The 16,887-nt window shown below is 39.3% G+C and carries 18 protein-coding genes; 10 read left to right on the top strand and 8 right to left on the bottom strand.

Annotated elements, in window-relative coordinates; all coding sequences use genetic code 11:
- The first annotated feature begins 129 nt into the window (after positions 1 to 129).
- The 6 genes from ilvY (at position 130) to BM380_RS11340 (ending at position 5,468) form a co-directional block, all read left to right on the top strand.
- On the top strand, positions 130 to 1,035 hold the full coding sequence (gene ilvY, locus BM380_RS11365; protein ID WP_024602050.1) for an HTH-type transcriptional activator IlvY: 906 nt from the start codon (positions 130 to 132) through the stop codon (positions 1,033 to 1,035).
- Between the two features lie 90 nt (positions 1,036 to 1,125).
- Positions 1,126 to 2,172 (top strand): GGDEF domain-containing protein, encoded by a 1,047-nt coding sequence (locus BM380_RS11360; protein ID WP_013465517.1) that lies wholly within the window; start codon positions 1,126 to 1,128, stop codon positions 2,170 to 2,172.
- A gap of 111 nt (positions 2,173 to 2,283) precedes the next feature.
- Positions 2,284 to 3,123 carry a MipA/OmpV family protein gene (locus BM380_RS11355; RefSeq protein ID WP_175527461.1) on the top strand — a complete coding sequence of 280 codons (840 nt, stop codon included), beginning with the start codon at positions 2,284 to 2,286 and terminating at the stop codon, positions 3,121 to 3,123.
- 13 nt (positions 3,124 to 3,136) lie between these two features.
- Positions 3,137 to 3,502 (top strand): DUF3019 domain-containing protein, encoded by a 366-nt coding sequence (locus BM380_RS11350; RefSeq protein ID WP_090494496.1) that lies wholly within the window; start codon positions 3,137 to 3,139, stop codon positions 3,500 to 3,502.
- A gap of 14 nt (positions 3,503 to 3,516) precedes the next feature.
- Complete coding sequence (locus tag BM380_RS11345; protein ID WP_013465514.1) at positions 3,517 to 4,209, top strand: response regulator; 693 nt, start codon at positions 3,517 to 3,519, stop codon at positions 4,207 to 4,209.
- A 26-nt stretch (positions 4,210 to 4,235) separates the two neighbouring features.
- On the top strand, positions 4,236 to 5,468 hold the full coding sequence (locus BM380_RS11340) for an ATP-binding protein (RefSeq protein WP_028834009.1): 1,233 nt from the start codon (positions 4,236 to 4,238) through the stop codon (positions 5,466 to 5,468).
- Between the two features lie 110 nt (positions 5,469 to 5,578).
- Here the strand turns inward: BM380_RS11340 and BM380_RS11335 are convergent, their stop codons facing one another.
- Together BM380_RS11335 and BM380_RS11330 are read right to left on the bottom strand one after the other, a co-directional pair.
- Complete coding sequence (locus BM380_RS11335; RefSeq protein WP_010387988.1) at positions 5,579 to 5,800, bottom strand: DUF3820 family protein; 222 nt, start codon at positions 5,798 to 5,800, stop codon at positions 5,579 to 5,581.
- A gap of 288 nt (positions 5,801 to 6,088) precedes the next feature.
- Positions 6,089 to 7,660 (bottom strand): cation:proton antiporter family protein, encoded by a 1,572-nt coding sequence (locus BM380_RS11330; RefSeq protein ID WP_024602056.1) that lies wholly within the window; start codon positions 7,658 to 7,660, stop codon positions 6,089 to 6,091.
- A 309-nt stretch (positions 7,661 to 7,969) separates the two neighbouring features.
- On the opposite strand from BM380_RS11330, the gene BM380_RS11325 reads away from it, so the two are divergent.
- Positions 7,970 to 8,713, top strand: coding sequence for a sporulation protein (locus BM380_RS11325; protein WP_013465509.1), 744 nt, complete (start codon positions 7,970 to 7,972; stop codon positions 8,711 to 8,713).
- A 52-nt stretch (positions 8,714 to 8,765) separates the two neighbouring features.
- Positions 8,766 to 9,209: a GNAT family N-acetyltransferase gene (locus BM380_RS11320; RefSeq protein ID WP_090494406.1), complete on the top strand. Its 444-nt coding sequence runs from the start codon at positions 8,766 to 8,768 to the stop codon at positions 9,207 to 9,209.
- A 54-nt stretch (positions 9,210 to 9,263) separates the two neighbouring features.
- Here BM380_RS11320 and BM380_RS11315 read toward each other — a convergent pair whose 3' ends face one another.
- The 6 genes from BM380_RS11315 to BM380_RS11290 form a co-directional block, all read right to left on the bottom strand.
- Positions 9,264 to 10,619, bottom strand: coding sequence for a sodium-dependent transporter (locus tag BM380_RS11315; protein ID WP_013465507.1), 1,356 nt, complete (start codon positions 10,617 to 10,619; stop codon positions 9,264 to 9,266).
- A 204-nt stretch (positions 10,620 to 10,823) separates the two neighbouring features.
- Positions 10,824 to 12,113, bottom strand: coding sequence for a sensor histidine kinase (locus BM380_RS11310; RefSeq protein WP_090494404.1), 1,290 nt, complete (start codon positions 12,111 to 12,113; stop codon positions 10,824 to 10,826).
- 86 nt (positions 12,114 to 12,199) lie between these two features.
- Complete coding sequence (locus BM380_RS11305) at positions 12,200 to 12,904, bottom strand: response regulator (protein WP_028834012.1); 705 nt, start codon at positions 12,902 to 12,904, stop codon at positions 12,200 to 12,202.
- A 57-nt stretch (positions 12,905 to 12,961) separates the two neighbouring features.
- Positions 12,962 to 13,348, bottom strand: coding sequence for a DUF3019 domain-containing protein (locus BM380_RS11300; protein WP_016899250.1), 387 nt, complete (start codon positions 13,346 to 13,348; stop codon positions 12,962 to 12,964).
- Entirely contained in the window at positions 13,338 to 14,195 is an 858-nt protein-coding gene (locus BM380_RS11295; protein ID WP_024602061.1) for a MipA/OmpV family protein, read from the bottom strand. Before BM380_RS11295 ends, BM380_RS11300 begins: the two co-directional genes overlap by 11 nt.
- 92 nt (positions 14,196 to 14,287) lie before the next feature.
- On the bottom strand, positions 14,288 to 15,097 hold the full coding sequence (locus tag BM380_RS11290) for a hypothetical protein (protein ID WP_013465502.1): 810 nt from the start codon (positions 15,095 to 15,097) through the stop codon (positions 14,288 to 14,290).
- Between the two features lie 115 nt (positions 15,098 to 15,212).
- Between BM380_RS11290 and BM380_RS11285 the strand changes: the two genes are divergently transcribed.
- Both BM380_RS11285 and BM380_RS11280 read left to right on the top strand, forming a co-directional pair.
- On the top strand, positions 15,213 to 16,364 hold the full coding sequence (locus BM380_RS11285) for a serine hydrolase domain-containing protein (RefSeq protein WP_013465501.1): 1,152 nt from the start codon (positions 15,213 to 15,215) through the stop codon (positions 16,362 to 16,364).
- Entirely contained in the window at positions 16,364 to 16,852 is a 489-nt protein-coding gene (locus BM380_RS11280; RefSeq protein ID WP_024602064.1) for a SixA phosphatase family protein, read from the top strand. The genes BM380_RS11285 and BM380_RS11280 overlap by 1 nt, the downstream gene beginning before the upstream one ends.
- Positions 16,853 to 16,887 lie beyond the last annotated feature (35 nt).

The following is a 16,887-nucleotide window of genomic DNA, read 5'->3' as shown; positions in this document are numbered from 1 at the left end:
TCCTATTAATTCAGTTTGTTAGATGCATTGCTTTTGCTTTGCTTGGAATAACAATATGGAAAATCTTTTCTTGCGTAAAATGATATATTTGAATTAAAGTGTTTCATAATATGAAATACTGGTGTTGTTATGGATCATAAGCATTTAAATTACTTTTTGGCGTTGGCAAAAACGCTTCATTTCTCTCGTGCCAGTGAGTTATGCCACATAAGTGCGCCCACTTTAAGTCGTAATATTAAGCAGTTAGAAGATGAAGTAGGGGTGATGTTATTCCAGCGAGATAATCGCAGTGTAAAGCTTACCCGCGAAGGCGTTGCATTTAAGGAGTATGCCAGTGCAACACTTAGTCATTGGCAGCGGTTTAAAGCTAATTTAAACGAACCGCAACAACATATTTATGGCAATGTGAGCCTTTATTGCTCCGTTACCGCGTCTTACAGTTTTTTGCATCATATTTTAGAGCAACTGAGAGCTCAGCATCAGCATATTGAAATTACCTTAAATACGGGCGATCCCGCCTTGGCTATTAACCGAGTGTTAGATGGACATGAATCTATGGCCATTGCAGCCAGACCCAGTAAATTACCTGCACAAATTGCATTTGTAGATATTGGCTACTCGCCATTGGTATTAATTGCACCCACTATTCAATGTCCGATCACAGAAAAATTAGCCACTAGTAGCGAAACTATTGATTGGTCTGAGCTTGAATTTATTGTTGCTGAACAAGGATTTTCAAGACAAAGGTTGGAGCAGTGGTGGCGAAAAAATAATGTACAAGGAAAAATTTACGCGCAAGTGGCAGGGCATGAAGCTATGGTATCTATGGTGAGTTTAGGGTTAGGCGTGGCCATGATCCCAAAAATTGTACTCGATAATAGTCCGCTTAACGATAAGGTTCAGGTTTTAGAGTATAAAGGCGAGCCACCACAAGGGTTTAAAATTGGTTTGGCTGTATTACATAAAGAACTAAACGACCCTGCTATTAGTGCGCTTTGGAATATTGCACAAAATATGGGGGAAAACATAATATAGGCTTGTTGGATGATAAAAAACTGTTAATATAAACCGCTAATATTTATGTGTTTATTAACATCTTTGTTGTGATGTCTAAGAGTTTTAATTATGGATAATACGGTTTCACTTGCTCATTCTGCCCAGTGTTTAAAAAAAGCCATTCCGTTGATGGTTAAATACAAAATGCCTGTAACGCCAATAAATTATGCTATTTGGTACTGTTATGTACAGGGCGACAACCCACAACTAAACACAGAGCTTGATAAAGTCATCTCTTTGCACAATACGTGTTCAGCTCAAACCGCCCAAGAAATTTTTAATAAGCATATTAATGACGAAGAGCTTGCATTTTTTCAACAAATGTCTGAAAGGTTTCATGGCACCGTAGAGCAAATGCAGTTTGATCTTAGTGACTCCATTCAATATTCGAAAAGCTTTACTACCTCGTTAGTTGATTCACAAAATGAATTAAAAACGCTCTCTAGTATTAACTCATTTAATGAGATCCTTTCTTGCGTTGAGCGCCTAACTGACGAATCAATTGCGATGCAAGATTACGCCCGTGGATTCCAAACCAAATTAGCGCAAGCGTACAACGAAATTAAAGATTTAAAAGAAGCGCTTAGCGTGACCCAAGAAGCGGTTGATAAAGATTCCTTAACCGGATTATTTAATCGCGGTAAGTTTGACACAGACATTGTTGAGTTTTGTTTGAACGCCTCTTCACAAAATGAACACGGTAAATTAGCGGTGTTGATTATGTTCGATATTGATCATTTTAAACGTTTTAATGACGATTTTGGCCATCAAAAAGGCGATGAGGTACTCAAGCTAGTCGCTCAAAAAGTGCAAAATAGTGTACAAGAGCAATACAGAGCTTATCGTTTTGGTGGTGAAGAATTTTGTATTACGGGTTACTTTGAAAGCATTAATGATGCGATGGCATTTTGTAATCAGCTTCGTTTGAGCATTGCCAAATTGACGATTCGTAAAAAAGAAGACAGTAATAATAAACGTAATATTTCAGCCAGTTTCGGCATTGCTTTAATGGAACCTTTTAGTAAGAGCTGTTTATTAGTTGAAAAGGCAGATAGAGCACTTTATTTAGCTAAAACCCATGGTCGTAATCGGGTCGAAATAGCGGCCGATATGTAAACGTGTTCTGTTTGTATCAAATTTGTTAATGATTGTAACCCTCTAGAGCTTGTGTTCATACTACTTGCTACTATAGGGTCAAAGCCACTTTATAAACTAGCGATTAACTTCATGCGGTTCCATCTGAGAATAAACACATGCCTGTTATTAGTGCTATTAAGCACTAATGCGATTGCTCAGAAGCAGCAACATATATCCACTGATGAGCTTAATCTTAGTGTGAGTGTTGGTGCTGGGGTGATCACAAATCCTCTGTATGGTGCAGATAACATCCCCTTAGTTGTTATTCCGCAAGTGGCTTATTATGGTCAAAATTGGTTTTTTGATAATGGCCGTCTTGGTTATTCTTTTTTACAAAGCAAACAACATAACGTTAGTTTTGTGTCAGAAATTAACCCTGAGTCACGCTTTTTTATTGATTGGCATCCACAAAATATTTTCGCCTTTAAAACAACGTCTGAAAACGAGATATTAGAGTCGCTACACACTGACTCACCTCGTCAAGTAAATATAAATAATATACAAAAAAGACGAGTCGCACTTGATGCCGGTATCAGCTATTTTTTTGTAAAGCAGCAGCAAGTATTTTCTGCGCAATTATTGCATGATGTAAACAGCGTTTATAATGGCTACAGGGGATCGTTGCAATGGCAATATCATCATGAGTTTAAGCAATTAACGTTAAAGTCGACTTTAGGCGTTAATTACAAATCAGCCCAACTAAATAACTATTTTTATGGTTTAAATAGCGCTGAATCTATTTACGGTGAAATAGAAGTTGGTAGTAGTTGGCAACCTTATGCTAAAATCGACGCCCGTTGGCCTGTAGATGGAGTCAACGCGCTTCGTTTTCATTTAGCCTATTATGATTATTCAGCAATGGATAGCAGCCCGCTTTTTGAACATGACTATTCAATGACCGCCTTTATAGGATTCGAACATACATTTTAATATGAAGTGTTTTATGTTGGTTGTGCTTGCAGCTTCATTTTTTAGCAACGCTAGCGTTGCAAAAGCCTCTTCACTTAACGTATCACCCAAAGTCTGTGTGGTTTCCGAACAACAAGAATTTTGTGATCTTGAGTTAAAATTTAAGTGGCAACTGTCAGCCGCTAGCGATGTATGTTTATACCAACAAGATACACAATTACAATGCTGGAAAGGTGTCAAAAAAGGCCAACTTAGTTATAAAGCGCGTGTTCAGGTGGAGACCATATACTCCCTGATTAATCCCCATACAGGTGTATCGTTAGCGAGTGTGCAAATAGAAGTGCAAACCGCATACGCTAAGAAAAAACATCGGCTACGCTCACCTTGGAGCTTTTTTTAATTTAGGAGCAGTAAATGCCAAAGATATTACTTGTTGAAGATGATTTAGGGTTGCAACAATTAACCAAAGACTATCTTGAGCATAATGGCTTAGAAGTTGACGTTTTAGAACGCGGTGACGAAGTGTTCCCTTATCTTAGTGAAAACCACGTCGACTTGATCATTTTAGATGTAATGTTGCCAGGAAAAGATGGCTTTAGCGTATGTCGACAAGTACGTGACAAATACACTCTCCCTATCTTAATGCTAACAGCAAAGGGTGAAGACTTCGATCAAGTCATAGGCTTAGAACTCGGGGCTGACGACTACGTTATAAAACCGGCAGAGCCGCGTGTACTTCTTGCTCGAATTAGTGCATTGCTTCGCCGTGGACAGCCAAGTGTTAAAGCGATTGAAGAACTTCAATTTGGTGATTTATCAATAGATAAAACCAGCCGCATTGTAAAGCTAAGCGGTGTTGAAATTGTCCTGACTTCTCATGAATTTGAATTGCTGTGGTTATTGGCTTCAAATGCTGGTGAAGTGCTCAGTCGAGAGCATGTCCATCAACATATGATAGGGCGTGAGTACGACGGGTTAGACCGCACGGTGGATGTTCGTGTATCACGCATTCGTAAAAAGCTCGGTGATAACAGTGATAAACCATACCGTATTAAAACGGTGTGGGGGCAAGGCTATTTATTTGTATCAGATGCGTGGGATATGTAATAAATGCAAGGTGTTAGGCTAGGTTAATGGGAAAGCTATTTATAAGCCTTTACGTGTATATTATTGCCTCTTTGTTTATTGTTAGTGGCGTTATAGAGCAGTTTTGGCCCTATGATGAATCTCAGCAAAGTGTATTGTTAGATGACGAATTCGGGCAGTCTTTATGGCTGCTTTCACAAACCCCAGATGGGCTTGAGCAGCTTAAACATAATTTTGATAGCCAAGTCATTGCCCAGCAAGATCTAGTGCTCCCACCTGAACAGCAAGCACAACTATTTCAAAACCATTACCTTTATTTATATGATAAACAGCAGCGTATCGTTTGGTATGTAACACTAAATAATTCACAATTGCTACAAGTAGGCCCTGTGGGTGTTAAACACAGCAGCTCAGGAACTGTGTTACCGTATTTACTGGTGTTGTTTATTATAAGTTTACCAATAGGTTTGTGGAGCTTTTTGTTGTGGCGAGACTTTGCAAAGCTGAGTCATGCATGCGAAGCGGTGGGTGGCTCGCAAGATTTTCAATTAAGCCATGGCTCAAAGTCATTCTTCTTACCCATCACCGATACATTGCAAGTAATGCAGCAACGTATTGAGTTTTTACTTAGTGCTCAGCAAGAGCTCACCTCTTCTGTATCTCATGAATTTAGAACGCCATTAGCGCGGTTGAAGTTTGCTATTGCAATACTCGAGGATAAAACCCACGATACCAAAGCACAGCAATATTTATCTGACATGCAAATGGATATTCATGAACTTGAGTCCTTGGTATCTGAAATGTTGGAATACGCCCGTTTAGATACACAGCAACCTAGTTTACAATTAGCCCCTTGCGATATCGTTGCATTAATTAAAACTAATATTGAAAAAGTAAACTTTGATACCCGTATTAAACTAACAACAACGCTCCCCACTCAATTTATTTACTTATGCGATAGTCATTTTATGTCGCGGGTGCTGCAAAACTTAATCAGTAATGCACTTAAACATGCCTCGAAAAGTGTACATATTAGTTTAAGTACTGCCGATGAAAAGTTACTGCTAGTGGTTGAAGATGATGGCCCCGGCATTGCCTTCTCTGAGCGCGAAAAAGTATTTAAGCCGTTTACACGCTTAGATAAAAGTCGTGATAAAAAAACCGGTGGGTTTGGGTTAGGGCTGGCGATAGTGAGTAAAATTGTGTCATGGCATAAAGGGCAGTGCACGATTGAAGACTCTACACTGGGTGGGGTTAAGTTTATTATTAGCTTAGACTAGTAAATTCCACACAATAAAAAAGCGCCGTAAAGGCGCTTTTTTGCGGTTTAAAACCAAAAAATCAACAAGTAGCAAATAGATAGACAGGCCACTTATAGAAAAGTTCTATTTTATTTACTATTTTTTTCTAGTAATGGCATCAACATTTGCTCTAAACCATTAAGCTTCACTTCGTACATCATTGCAAGTTGAGAGCCGAGCTTGCTATCAGGAAAGCCTTGCTGTTTAAACCACACTAAATAAGGCTCAGGCAGCAAAAGTAAGGGGCGTCCCGCATATTTACCAAACGGCATAATGGTATTAATGGCGACTTTAAGTTGTTGAGGATCCATTATTGACATCTTTTATGAGTAGAGGTGTTAAGTGTAAGGGATAATAAAGAAATAAAATAGGCTGTAACGGGCAAGTAACAGCCTATTGATAGAGGGAGTAGGCCCTCTAATTTGAGAATCTTATTGGTTAATTAAAAGCAAGGGGTCCAGTTGTGTATATTTTTATTTAAATACACACTTAGGTATTAGCTTTACTAAACCAACACAGACATTTTACCTTATTTTTAAACCAATAAAATACGCAGATGTAAAGGAATGTAAATGCAATCCATTTGCATCTAAACCCTATTAAGGAAACAGGGTTTGCTTTACATGCTCTGCAAAACCGCTACCTGCTTCTAAGTAAAAGTTGTAAGTAGAGTCTATTCCCATTTCTTCTAATTCTTTTTGCTGATCGGGGTAGTTGGCAATCGCCGTTACTTGTCCTTTATAACCCGATGCTTGCAATTGCTCTAAGGCAAAAATATTTTGCATGTGCTTAGGCATAGCTAGCATTACCATTTCAACGTGGGAGTGGTTAACACGTTGCCAAAAATCAGGATCGGTGGCATCGGCAATTAATACTCGGCGACCTCGCTTTACATGCTTATCAACTACCTCAGGCTTAATATCAATACCTGCAACAACATCCGGATGAGTTGCGTTTATTGTTTCATAGGCACCTGTGCCAATTCTACCCATACCAAAAATAACAATTTTTGTGTCATTTAAGTTTACTGGGAGCTCTTCAGCTAAGCGGGTTTTGCTTTCAAACTTTAATAAAAAGCGTTCAATTTTAACGTATAGCTCGTTAGAGCGTTTATTTAAAGGAGAAGCAATTACAAAGGTGATCGACACCGCAATCGCAATAACAGCAAGCCACTCAGAGGTAACCATGCCGGTAGATGCGGCAACTGCACACACAATCAAACCAAATTCGCTAAAGTTAGCTAGGCTAAATGCTGTTAACAAAGAGGTACGCGCACGAAGTTTAAATAGGTTGGTTAGTATGTAATAAAGCAGGGTTTTAATTGGAATAATTAATACCAGCACTAAAGCGACGACTAAGGAGTGGGCAGTAAGCTCTGCACTTAAACCAATGCTTAGGAAAAAGCCAACTAGCAATATATCTTTTAGGCTAAGCAATGACTTAGACAATTCACCTGCTTTTTTGTGTGGTGCGAACATCATACCTACAATCAAAGCACCTAAATCACCTTTGAGACCTGCAAATTCAAAGGCGTTATAACCTGCTACTAAGGCAAAGAAAAACCCAAATAGCGGCAGTAACTCACCATGTTTAGAGCGGTTTAACACCCAGTACATAACAGGGCGAAATAAAGGTAAGGCAATAATTAACCCTAAGGCCCAAATATTCGGCAACTTACCGGTACTGACCGCTAAAAATATAACCGCAAATATATCCTGCATAACTAAAATACCAATGGCTATTTTACCGTGCAGGCTTGCCATTTCACCGCGCTCTTCAAGAACTTTTACCGCAAATACGGTGCTTGAAAAGCTCAGAGCAAAACCAACTAACAGCGCACTTTGCCAACTTAAATCGACGAATAATGGCAGTGCAAAAACACCCAGTAATAGCATAAAGCCACTAAATAAAGCGCTGCTTAGAATTATATGTAAGGTGGCCGGAGCCCAGACTTGAGGTTTTATTAAATTTGAAATTTTAAGCTTGAGGCCAATACTAAAAAGAAGCAGTGTAACCCCTAAAGATGCAATTGTTTCCAGCAGTTCCGTGCTTTTATAACCCGCTAAATTAAGAATAAATCCAGCCATAAGAAAGCCGATAAGTGGCGGCAATTTTAGCTGGTATATACCAAAACCGCAGACGAAGGCGGTAGCAAAATAAATTAGTTCCATAGTTATTAATACCACTTTTTTAGGCATTGTAGTGTAGCGAAAAACAATGCTTATTGACAATTAATCTACTTATTTAACGCAGTTAGTTACGTGATAGTGAGTATTTATCAAATGATTGCTACTGTCAGTTTATGCAGAGGTAAAGTAGCTTCAATGTATAAAAAATGCACATATATGGCTAGTTTTATGGTAAACAGCATGTAAATAGCAGTTTTTCGCTGACAAGAGCTTTTAAATGTGGTTAAGATGCCATAACGAAGGAGTTTAAGCGTAAGCAAACATTAGAGTTGCTTAGCTTAAGGAGAAAATATGTTTAAAAAGATTTTAGCATCGGTAGGCATTGGTGCCGCCAAAGTAGATACTATTTTAGAGACCGAGCATCTTCAGCCGGGGCAATTATTTAACGCGCAAATTGTAATTACTGCAGGCGATGTGAGCCAAGAAATTACCGGTTTAGACTTAATGTTAGTTACCCGTGTCAAAGTGGCGAGTGAAGACGGTGATTATTTCACTAATCATGTGATTGACCAGTGGCGCATTACCGATATTGGTATTATTGAGCCCGGTGAAGTAAGAACTATTCCGTTTGAAGCCCGTTTACACTCAGAAACGCCTATAACCGAAATTAATGCAGGTTATAACCAATCTTATGTATGGTTAGAAACAGGCCTTGATATCGACCTTGCGCTTGATCCAACAGATAAAGACCATTTACACATTTATCCTAATGAAGCGGTTAAAACATGCATGCAAGCGATGGAAAAGCTTGGTTTTAGTTTAGTTAAAGCCGATGTAGAGCAAGGCCATTTACGTGCTCCTACTTTTCAATCTGTGTCGGGGTGTTATCAAGAGCTTGAGTATCAGCCTAATAGCCGCAGTTTGTTTGGCATAAAAGAAATAGAGTTGTCGTTTATTCCTGAAGCGCATAAAACCCATGTATTGATTGAATTAGACAGAGCGTTTAGAAGTGATGGCTATGTTGATTTAACCATAGAGCATGACCATGTTAATTTATCGCAGTTATGTGATCAGTTAGAACGATTATTTGCTTAATCGCTTTAGGGGCTTACTTTAGGTAAGCCTTTGCAATAAAAAAGGTGTTTAAATGGCGTTTAAATGTGAGCCATTCTCTGCGCTCGACTCCCAAACCCTGTTTTCAATCATGCGTGTACGTGTCGGCGTATTCGTTGTAGAACAAGCATGTCCTTACCCCGAACTTGATGATCACGATATCGCAGACTCTACACGTCATGTCTATTTACTTGATGGGCTATCGGTGCATGCCTATGCCCGTTGTTATGAAAAAGATGCTCAGTACAGTGCGATAGGGCGTGTATTGGTTGCTCAATCACAGCGAAGTTCTGGATTAGGCAAACAGTTAGTCAATGAAGCAATAGCATGCTGTAAGGCGCAATGGCCGACTCGCGATATTTATATTGGCGCACAAACCTACCTACTGAATTTTTATCGCTCATTCGGTTTTGAATGTGTTGGTGATGAATATATAGAAGATGGCATACCCCATCAGGATATGATTTTAAAGCAGTAGTATTGCTCCACTAAAAAGGCCCACTGATGTGGGCCTTTTTTATGCATCTTTTAACTAGCTTAGTAGGGAATGTAAGAATACTAAGCTAATGGCAATAGGGCATACAAACTTAGTATACCAAGGCCATATCTTCCAAAATAACGTATTATGCACCTCAGGGTTACCTTGTTGAATCGCTTTTAGTAGTGACGATCTGTACCAGATCCAACCTACAAATATACAGCACATAAGCCCTAATAAAGGTTGTGCAACTTTGGTTGTTAGGGTGATCACTAAGCCAAATAAAGTGCCTAGGTTACACACTATGGTAATGCTCACAATGGCAATTAAAGCGCCTATTAACCACGTTGCTTGAACACGTTTCATCGCAAAGCGCTCTACCGTGTACGACACTGGCGCTTCTAACATGGAAATAGATGAAGTTAGTGCGGCAATACTCATCAATGCAAAAAAAGCAAAGCCAACAAATAAACCTACACCACCCATGCCATCAAATAAGGCAGGCAATACCTGAAATACGAGAGTATCTTCAGAGAGAAGTTTACCTGTAGTTGAAGAGAATATTTCAACACCTTGCGCTTGTGCCACGTACATAGCAGGGATGATCAATAAACCCGCTACAAACGCTATAAACACATCAATTAAGGTTACATACGCGCCAAGGGACACAAGGTTTTCTTTTTTACTGATATATGAGCCATATATAATCATCACACTGGTGCCCAGTGACAGTGAAAAGAAAGCTTGGCCTAAGGCACTCACTAACAATGTAGGGTCAAAAATAGAAGAAAAGTCAGGGACTAAGTAAGCTTTTAACCCCTCAACAGCGCCTTCTTGAGTCATCACGTAGGCAATTAAGGCAAACAAAATACCGAGCAGAGCGGGCATTAAGCGTTTAGACCATTTTTCAATGCCGTTTTCTACACCGCGGCTGATAATAGCAACAGTTAAAATAATAAATAAAACAGTGAAAAGAATATTACGAGTAAGCGACTGCTCACTTAACCATAAAGAGGCGGCATCAGCGCCGACCAATGTGGTTACCGGTTCTAAAGTGGCACTTAACATCCAACCGGCAACAATGGCATAAAAACTTAAAATAAATCCAGCACATAAAATACCACCAAAACCGACAGCAAAGGCAAATTGCTTTTGCCATGGTCGCGTGGTTAATTTAGTTAATGAAGAAACCGCATTAGCTTGCCCATGGCGACCTATCATCAGTTCTGCCATTAAAGCGGGGTAGGCTAAAAAGAAAGCCAGTACTAAATACGCGACTAAAAATGCAGCGCCCCCATTACTTGCTGTTTGAGTCGGAAAACCCCAAATATTACCCAAGCCAACAGCTGATCCTGCCGCAGCCATTATAAAACCAAAGCGGGAGCTAAACTCACCTCTTACTGCACTCATATTATTCTGCTTCTCTATTTTTTCGACGCCGTGACAATCTACTGGAATTATAATTAAATAAAAAGTGCTTATTTGTCTCTGTTGCACAATTATTGCGTTTTATTTAGCTGTATAAATAACACGTGCGTATTTTGATTATAAATAGCACAATTTTTTTAATTATATTTCGTTAATCAGCTGTATTGAGCATCTTTGCATTGTTGATTAATGTTCAAACTGAGCGATGGTTAATGTGAAACAGGCGCCTGAGAGTCGTTCACTTTTACTCACTTTTACGGTGCCATGATGCCAATCGGCAACTTTGGCGACGATTGCTAACCCCAAGCCATAACTATTATCACTGCGATTACGGTGGCTGCGTTCACGAAAAAATGGGCTAAATACTTTATGATTATTTTCTTGAGCAATGCCTGGTCCGTCGTCGGCGATGTTCACCACCAGAAAACGTTCTTGTACTGAAGCGGTTACTTGAATGCTGTGATTTGCAAAGTCGCAGGCATTATTAATTAAGTTGGTGATTGCTCTTGCCAGCCAATGTAAGTCAGCATAAACGGTATGATCATCACATTCTAAAGAAATATTAAGCGAGCGAGAGGTTATTCTAGGCTCAAGTTGCAATACAATATCACTTAGGTATTGTTTAAGGTTTGCTGATGAGTAAGTAAGCTTATTCGCATTTTGCTCTAAAGTAGCAAACGTTAAATAGCTTTTTAGCATTGACTCCATATGGTCTAAGTCGGTTTCCATGCGAGTTAAATAATGCTTTATTTTATTTTCGTCATGACTATCAAGAGCGGCGTCGACACCAAAGCGTAAGCAAGCAATTGGAGTTCTAATATCATGCGATAAGCTGGAGGCCATTAGCTTGTTTTCAGCAACTAGCTTTTCAATTTGACTCGCCATACGGTTAAAGGTCAGTTCCACATCTTTTATATAGGTAAATCGAGAGGGGGTAATACGCGCTTTAACATTACCAGATGCAAATTGCTTTGCTGCTTCGTTTAACACCGTAAGGCGCTTTGCTAAAGGGGTAATAATAAAACCCATAAAAACACATAAGCCAGTGTAAAATAATAGCGTTAAAATAATATCGTTTCGTTGTGTGGCCTCATAGGGTTTATCTAAACGCATGGTTAAATGATAAGGACTTAACTCATCATTTGTGTAGAGCATATAAAAGCCTTGCTCGTCTTCGAGTATTAATCCGCCTTGGGTTTGCATTTTATCTAATAGCGCTAAGGGCAGTGCCAGCGACTGATTTAATTTGTAGTTAAGTATAAGGTCAAAGTCAGCGGCGAGCTTTGTTACTTGTTGCGGGCGAGCATCGGGTTTAAGCGCCGTGAGCTGTTTACTTAACCCGACAATAATCTGGCTTTGAACGCTAAACTCATCCAAAGGCGCATGCGCTTGTTGGCTAAATGCATCAATAAGCCAACCTAAAACAATAATTGAAAGCAGCGCACTGCCTAGTAGTGAAATATAAAACTTTTTCATTGATGCTATTCCATAATAGGCTGGGTGTATTGAAGTGACTTTTATTACTATCGCGCTAATTATTTTAAGCACTCAGGCATTAAAACTTACCACGCTGTAGTCACAAACAAATAACCACGTCCCCAAATGGTTTTAATTTTTTCTGGTTTTTGTGGGTCATCATTAAACTTTTTACGCAAGGCAGAAATAAGCACATCAACGCTTCTATCTAAGCCATCATATTCCCTGCCTTTGGTTGCTTTAAACACCGCATCGCGGGAAACAACTTGTCCAGCATTACTGGCTAAGTAATGCAGTAATAAATACTCTGCGCTTGAAATGTTCACATCCTGTTGGTTAAGGGTAACGTTGCGTGACTCGGTATTAATACTTAATTGACCGATATTGATCATATTTGCTTGATCATCGGTTTTAGGCGTGTCGCTACTGTAGCGCAAGGCAGATTTAATGCGTGCAAGCAATGCGCGAGGGCGTACTGGTTTTATTATATAATCGGTAGCACCGACTTCTAGCCCAATGACTTCATCCATTTCTTCATCGCGGGCAGTAAGCATTATAATTGGGGCATGATAAAAGCTACGTAGCTCACGACATACACTAATACCATCAAGCCCTGGCAGCATAATGTCGAGTAAAATAAGTTGTGGGTTTAAACGTTTTACTTGGCTTATTACCTCATCACCTCGATGACATACATGTACAACATAGCCTTGCTCTGTTAAATACTCAGTGACCCATTGTGCAAGAGAAATATCATCTTCAACCAGTAAAATAGTACCGTAATTATCCATAAGCTTTCTTCGCATACCTAAATGATGTTTAGCTATCATAATGTTTATAGTGTGTGACTAAAATAACCGCCAACGCCGCTTTTTTTGCCTATTTTGATACACCCATTGTAATTTTACTTCTGTGACGGCAATGACTTGTGATGTATTACTGTCAAATAGTTCAAACGAAATACTTTGCGTTGAGTCAAAGGCATAATTAAACGAACCTTGTCGCTGTTTAAGCCAGCACTGCATAATGTACTTTGAGGTGGCATCGCGTAGACAATAATTTCCCACTTCTACTTGCTGCCATGACAAAACAACATCGGCGTAACAGTGACGTCCTTCACGTAAGGCCACACAGGTATCAGGTACTGCACTCAATTGAGCGGGTATTTGCACTGGGGCTGCCAGCAAAGAGCCTGAATAACTAAACAATAAACAGTAAAAAAATCTAAAGTACATAACGCACGCCTACCTTGGCTTTGTGTTGATATCCTTGGGAAATAATTGGGCTGTCATCAATTTCTTTTGAAAACCACGTCGTTAACCAGCCTGCTAAAAAGACCCAATCTTGGTTAATGGGGTATTCAGCATGAAATTCAAACATAATACTGGTACTGGCATTGGTTTGATAAATAGGGCGAGTTGCGTTTGCTTCATCGCTATCAATACCAAAATAATAGTTTGTAAAATCTGCAGAGTAGGCACTTAGGCCAATACCAGAGCGAAACTCCCAATTACGCCAAGGCTGAATATGACTAAAAAATACGTTTGCCACCCAGCCATTATGAGCACCAGATATATCATGTAAGTATTCAAGGGAAATTTGTGAGTTTTCAAATCGACGTGTTAATCGAAGGCCAGTATCAAAATCATAGTTACGTTTTTTGATACCGCGCAGTGGCTCAATAATGCCATCGTTATAAATACCTAAGCCTTGTTCGTCAAACCCGGCTTGGGAATTAGTGCCTAATAAATCAAGGCCCCAATCGTATTTGTTAATTAAGCTATAGCCTAAAACAAGTCCACCGCTGAGTTGATTATGATCAAAATCAAGGTAAAAATTATCGTAAGAAACCGCAAGGCTTAAATCTAACTCGGCGCCAACATCATAAGAATTCATGCCCACCAAATAAGAATCTTCTATGTAATAACCTGCTCCCGCACTCCAGTCCCAGGCAAACCCTGTAGTGGGTTCCAATGTGTTATCGGCATAGTAACGATTGCTTGCTGTGCTCTGGCCACTAAAAATGAGCGCAAACAATAAGGCTGCACAACGGAAAAAATGTCTTTGTGGGAAATGCTTCATCCTTGGAACCTAAATTAGAGTTTGCTTAAAAGGGTAGTATATTGTCAAACTCTTGGCTAAATCTGTAAAAAAATGTAGCGGTCGTCCTGCAACTACTGAACCTTAATTTTATCGATAAGTATACTGCTTAAGTAAAATTGCATCATGGGAGTTAATGCGCTGATCTCAGTACGTGTACATGGCCCATTTAATTTAGTTAAACGACTCAGTTTAGTAATGGTTTTATAAGCAGGGGCCGTTACTTCATTTTTAAGTTCAGCACGCTTAAGCCGAGCCTGTTCGGTATTATGTTTATGAATAAACGCAACAACTTCTAACTCGTTAGTGATCTTTTTTTCTTCAGTAAAGCTATAGATTAGGGGCTCACGATGAAAGCTTGCACTATCTATTGATGATTTGGCAAACCACACTACATCTCCCGATGCTTTGTGTGTAAGGCGCATACTAACTTGTGCCAGTATATTTGCGCATTGTTGAGAAGGGAATTGCTGTGCTACTTTTGAAAACAATGAATAAGGTTTTTCTGGCTGCGCTAGGATGTACTTAGCATCATCTATAAACTCAAGGTCAACTTGATGGATAGCTAACGTGTAATCACTGTTATCGGTTGTGGTAACTTTTAGTTGTTTATCGTTAAGTGCTTGGCTAATTTGAGATACTAATGTGTCGGTGACACTTGCACGGTCTACGATCACTCTGACAGTCTGATTTTTTTTAATGTTATGTGCAGGTAATTGCACCGATTTTACTTTCGGTGAAGCATGCTCGGTTTCATATTTAAGTTGGTAAGTTTGACTCTTAAGCAAAGGTTTTGCAGGCATTGCTAAAGGTTCTGCAGGCTGCTTAACTACGGCACAACCTGAAGCTAATACAATAAAAAGTGATACAACTAAAAAACGCATAAATATTTTACATCCACTCAAAAGCCATTAATCGAACATATTGTACGTTAGTCCGAGCAAAAGTTCATGATATTATAGAGGCTGATTATGACTAAAAAAGAAAAATTAGCTAAGAATGAAGTATTTTAACTCCTTACCCTTTTATTTTTTTGCTTTATGTATTTTAGGGACGCATTTACAGGCAAGCGCAAGCACAGATCCTGACTGGGAAGCTTTTGTTAAAAATTATGGACGCTACGTAGAAAAAAAACTAAAAGTAAAAAAGATTCCGGGCGGAGCGCTTTCCATCGTCAACGCACAAGCGCGTGACTATATACATACTATGGGGCATACCAAAGTGCGCAGTGGGCAAAAAATTAATCCACACACTCGGTTTCGTTTGGCCTCAGTATCTAAAACGTTTGCAGGGTCGTTAGCGGCAAAACTTGCAAATGAAGAACAACTTAATTTGTATTTTCCTGTTAGTCATTACATTCCTGAATTTAAACAAACCGACTACAAAGATGATTTAAAGGTTTTTCATATTTTAAGCCATTCTAGTGGGCTAGTACCGAATGCATACGATAATTTAATCGAATCGCGAATGGGGTATAGCGATATTGTAGAAAAGCTATTAAGTGTAAAACCCATATGCGAACCCGGTGACTGTTATGGCTATCAAAATGTCATGTTTAGTTTAATTGATGACGTGATTTTAAAAAGCACCAACAAAACTTATACTCAGTGGCTCAATGACGCATTTTTTATCCCTCTAAAAATGAACGATGCAAGCTTAGGCTACGATGCCATGGTACAAGATAGTAACTACGCACACCCTCATGTGCGTGGGAAAAAGCGTTGGTACAGTGCCCGTTTGAAAAAGAATTATTATAAAGTCGCTCCGGCGGCTGGGGTAAACGCCAGTGCGTCAGATATGGCTATTTGGTTAAATGCGCAATTAGGGCAATATCCATCGGTATTATCCTTAGATGCATTGGCCACGCAAACGCGTCCTTATACACATACTAAAAAAGAACGCTACAGACGAGTATGGCGAGAGCACATGAACGAAGCCTACTATGGGCTAGGCTGGCGTGTGTATGATTATGATGATGAAACGCTTTATTACCACAGTGGTTGGGTGCAAGGTTATCGCAGTGATTTGGTTGTGTTTCCACACTTAAATGTTGGCTTTAGCTTAATTTTAAATGCAGAAACTGGACTCATAAATGAGCTTACAACTGAGTTTATAAATCGCCTATTAGCATATAAACGAGAGAAGCAATAATGAACGCCCACATAAAAACATTGTTAATAGCATTATTACTTATTTGCCAACCCGCCTTTTCTGCCCCTGAACAGGTTTACTTGTTTCGACATAGCGAAAAACAAACAGGGGAAAATCCATTTCTAACTGCCCAAGGCCAAGCGCGTGCTGAGCACTTGGTTTCGTTAGTTAACACCTATCCAAACATAACGTTATTCAGCAGTAACTATAACCGTACCCTAAACACGGCAGCGCCATTAGCCGCGTATTATAATATTAAAGTTATTACCTATGATGCTGCTGATCTAATGACATTGAAAAAACAATTATTAGCACAAAATGGCGTTGTGGTAGTAATAGGGCATAGTAATACCACACCGCAGTTGGCTTCATTATTGAGTAACCAAGCTATTGAAAGTATGGATGAGAGTCAGTACGGGCATTATTATTTAGTGAGTAAACTAGAAAATAATAGTTATGAAGTTAAAACGCTGACAATGGGTTTTTAAGCAGGCATAAAAAAACCAGCAATGGCTGGTTTTTT

It is taken from the genome of Pseudoalteromonas sp. DSM 26666, assembly GCF_900116475.1.
GTDB lineage: Bacteria > Pseudomonadota > Gammaproteobacteria > Enterobacterales > Alteromonadaceae > Pseudoalteromonas > Pseudoalteromonas tetraodonis.
The sequence above is the reverse complement of the archived record's forward strand: the minus strand, read 5'-3'. Positions and strand labels throughout refer to the sequence as shown.

Coding starts and splice junctions, on each gene's coding strand:
- ilvY (WP_024602050.1), top strand. CDS start 130: ATGGATCATAAGCATTTAAATTACTTTTTGGCGTTGGCAAAAACGCTT.
- BM380_RS11360 (WP_013465517.1), top strand. CDS start 1,126: ATGGATAATACGGTTTCACTTGCTCATTCTGCCCAGTGTTTAAAAAAA.
- BM380_RS11355 (WP_175527461.1), top strand. CDS start 2,284: ATGCGGTTCCATCTGAGAATAAACACATGCCTGTTATTAGTGCTATTA.
- BM380_RS11350 (WP_090494496.1), top strand. CDS start 3,137: ATGTTGGTTGTGCTTGCAGCTTCATTTTTTAGCAACGCTAGCGTTGCA.
- BM380_RS11345 (WP_013465514.1), top strand. CDS start 3,517: ATGCCAAAGATATTACTTGTTGAAGATGATTTAGGGTTGCAACAATTA.
- BM380_RS11340 (WP_028834009.1), top strand. CDS start 4,236: ATGGGAAAGCTATTTATAAGCCTTTACGTGTATATTATTGCCTCTTTG.
- BM380_RS11335 (WP_010387988.1), bottom strand. CDS start 5,800: ATGGATCCTCAACAACTTAAAGTCGCCATTAATACCATTATGCCGTTT.
- BM380_RS11330 (WP_024602056.1), bottom strand. CDS start 7,660: ATGGAACTAATTTATTTTGCTACCGCCTTCGTCTGCGGTTTTGGTATA.
- BM380_RS11325 (WP_013465509.1), top strand. CDS start 7,970: ATGTTTAAAAAGATTTTAGCATCGGTAGGCATTGGTGCCGCCAAAGTA.
- BM380_RS11320 (WP_090494406.1), top strand. CDS start 8,766: ATGGCGTTTAAATGTGAGCCATTCTCTGCGCTCGACTCCCAAACCCTG.
- BM380_RS11315 (WP_013465507.1), bottom strand. CDS start 10,619: ATGAGTGCAGTAAGAGGTGAGTTTAGCTCCCGCTTTGGTTTTATAATG.
- BM380_RS11310 (WP_090494404.1), bottom strand. CDS start 12,113: ATGAAAAAGTTTTATATTTCACTACTAGGCAGTGCGCTGCTTTCAATT.
- BM380_RS11305 (WP_028834012.1), bottom strand. CDS start 12,904: ATGGATAATTACGGTACTATTTTACTGGTTGAAGATGATATTTCTCTT.
- BM380_RS11300 (WP_016899250.1), bottom strand. CDS start 13,348: ATGTACTTTAGATTTTTTTACTGTTTATTGTTTAGTTATTCAGGCTCT.
- BM380_RS11295 (WP_024602061.1), bottom strand. CDS start 14,195: ATGAAGCATTTCCCACAAAGACATTTTTTCCGTTGTGCAGCCTTATTG.
- BM380_RS11290 (WP_013465502.1), bottom strand. CDS start 15,097: ATGCGTTTTTTAGTTGTATCACTTTTTATTGTATTAGCTTCAGGTTGT.
- BM380_RS11285 (WP_013465501.1), top strand. CDS start 15,213: ATGAAGTATTTTAACTCCTTACCCTTTTATTTTTTTGCTTTATGTATT.
- BM380_RS11280 (WP_024602064.1), top strand. CDS start 16,364: ATGAACGCCCACATAAAAACATTGTTAATAGCATTATTACTTATTTGC.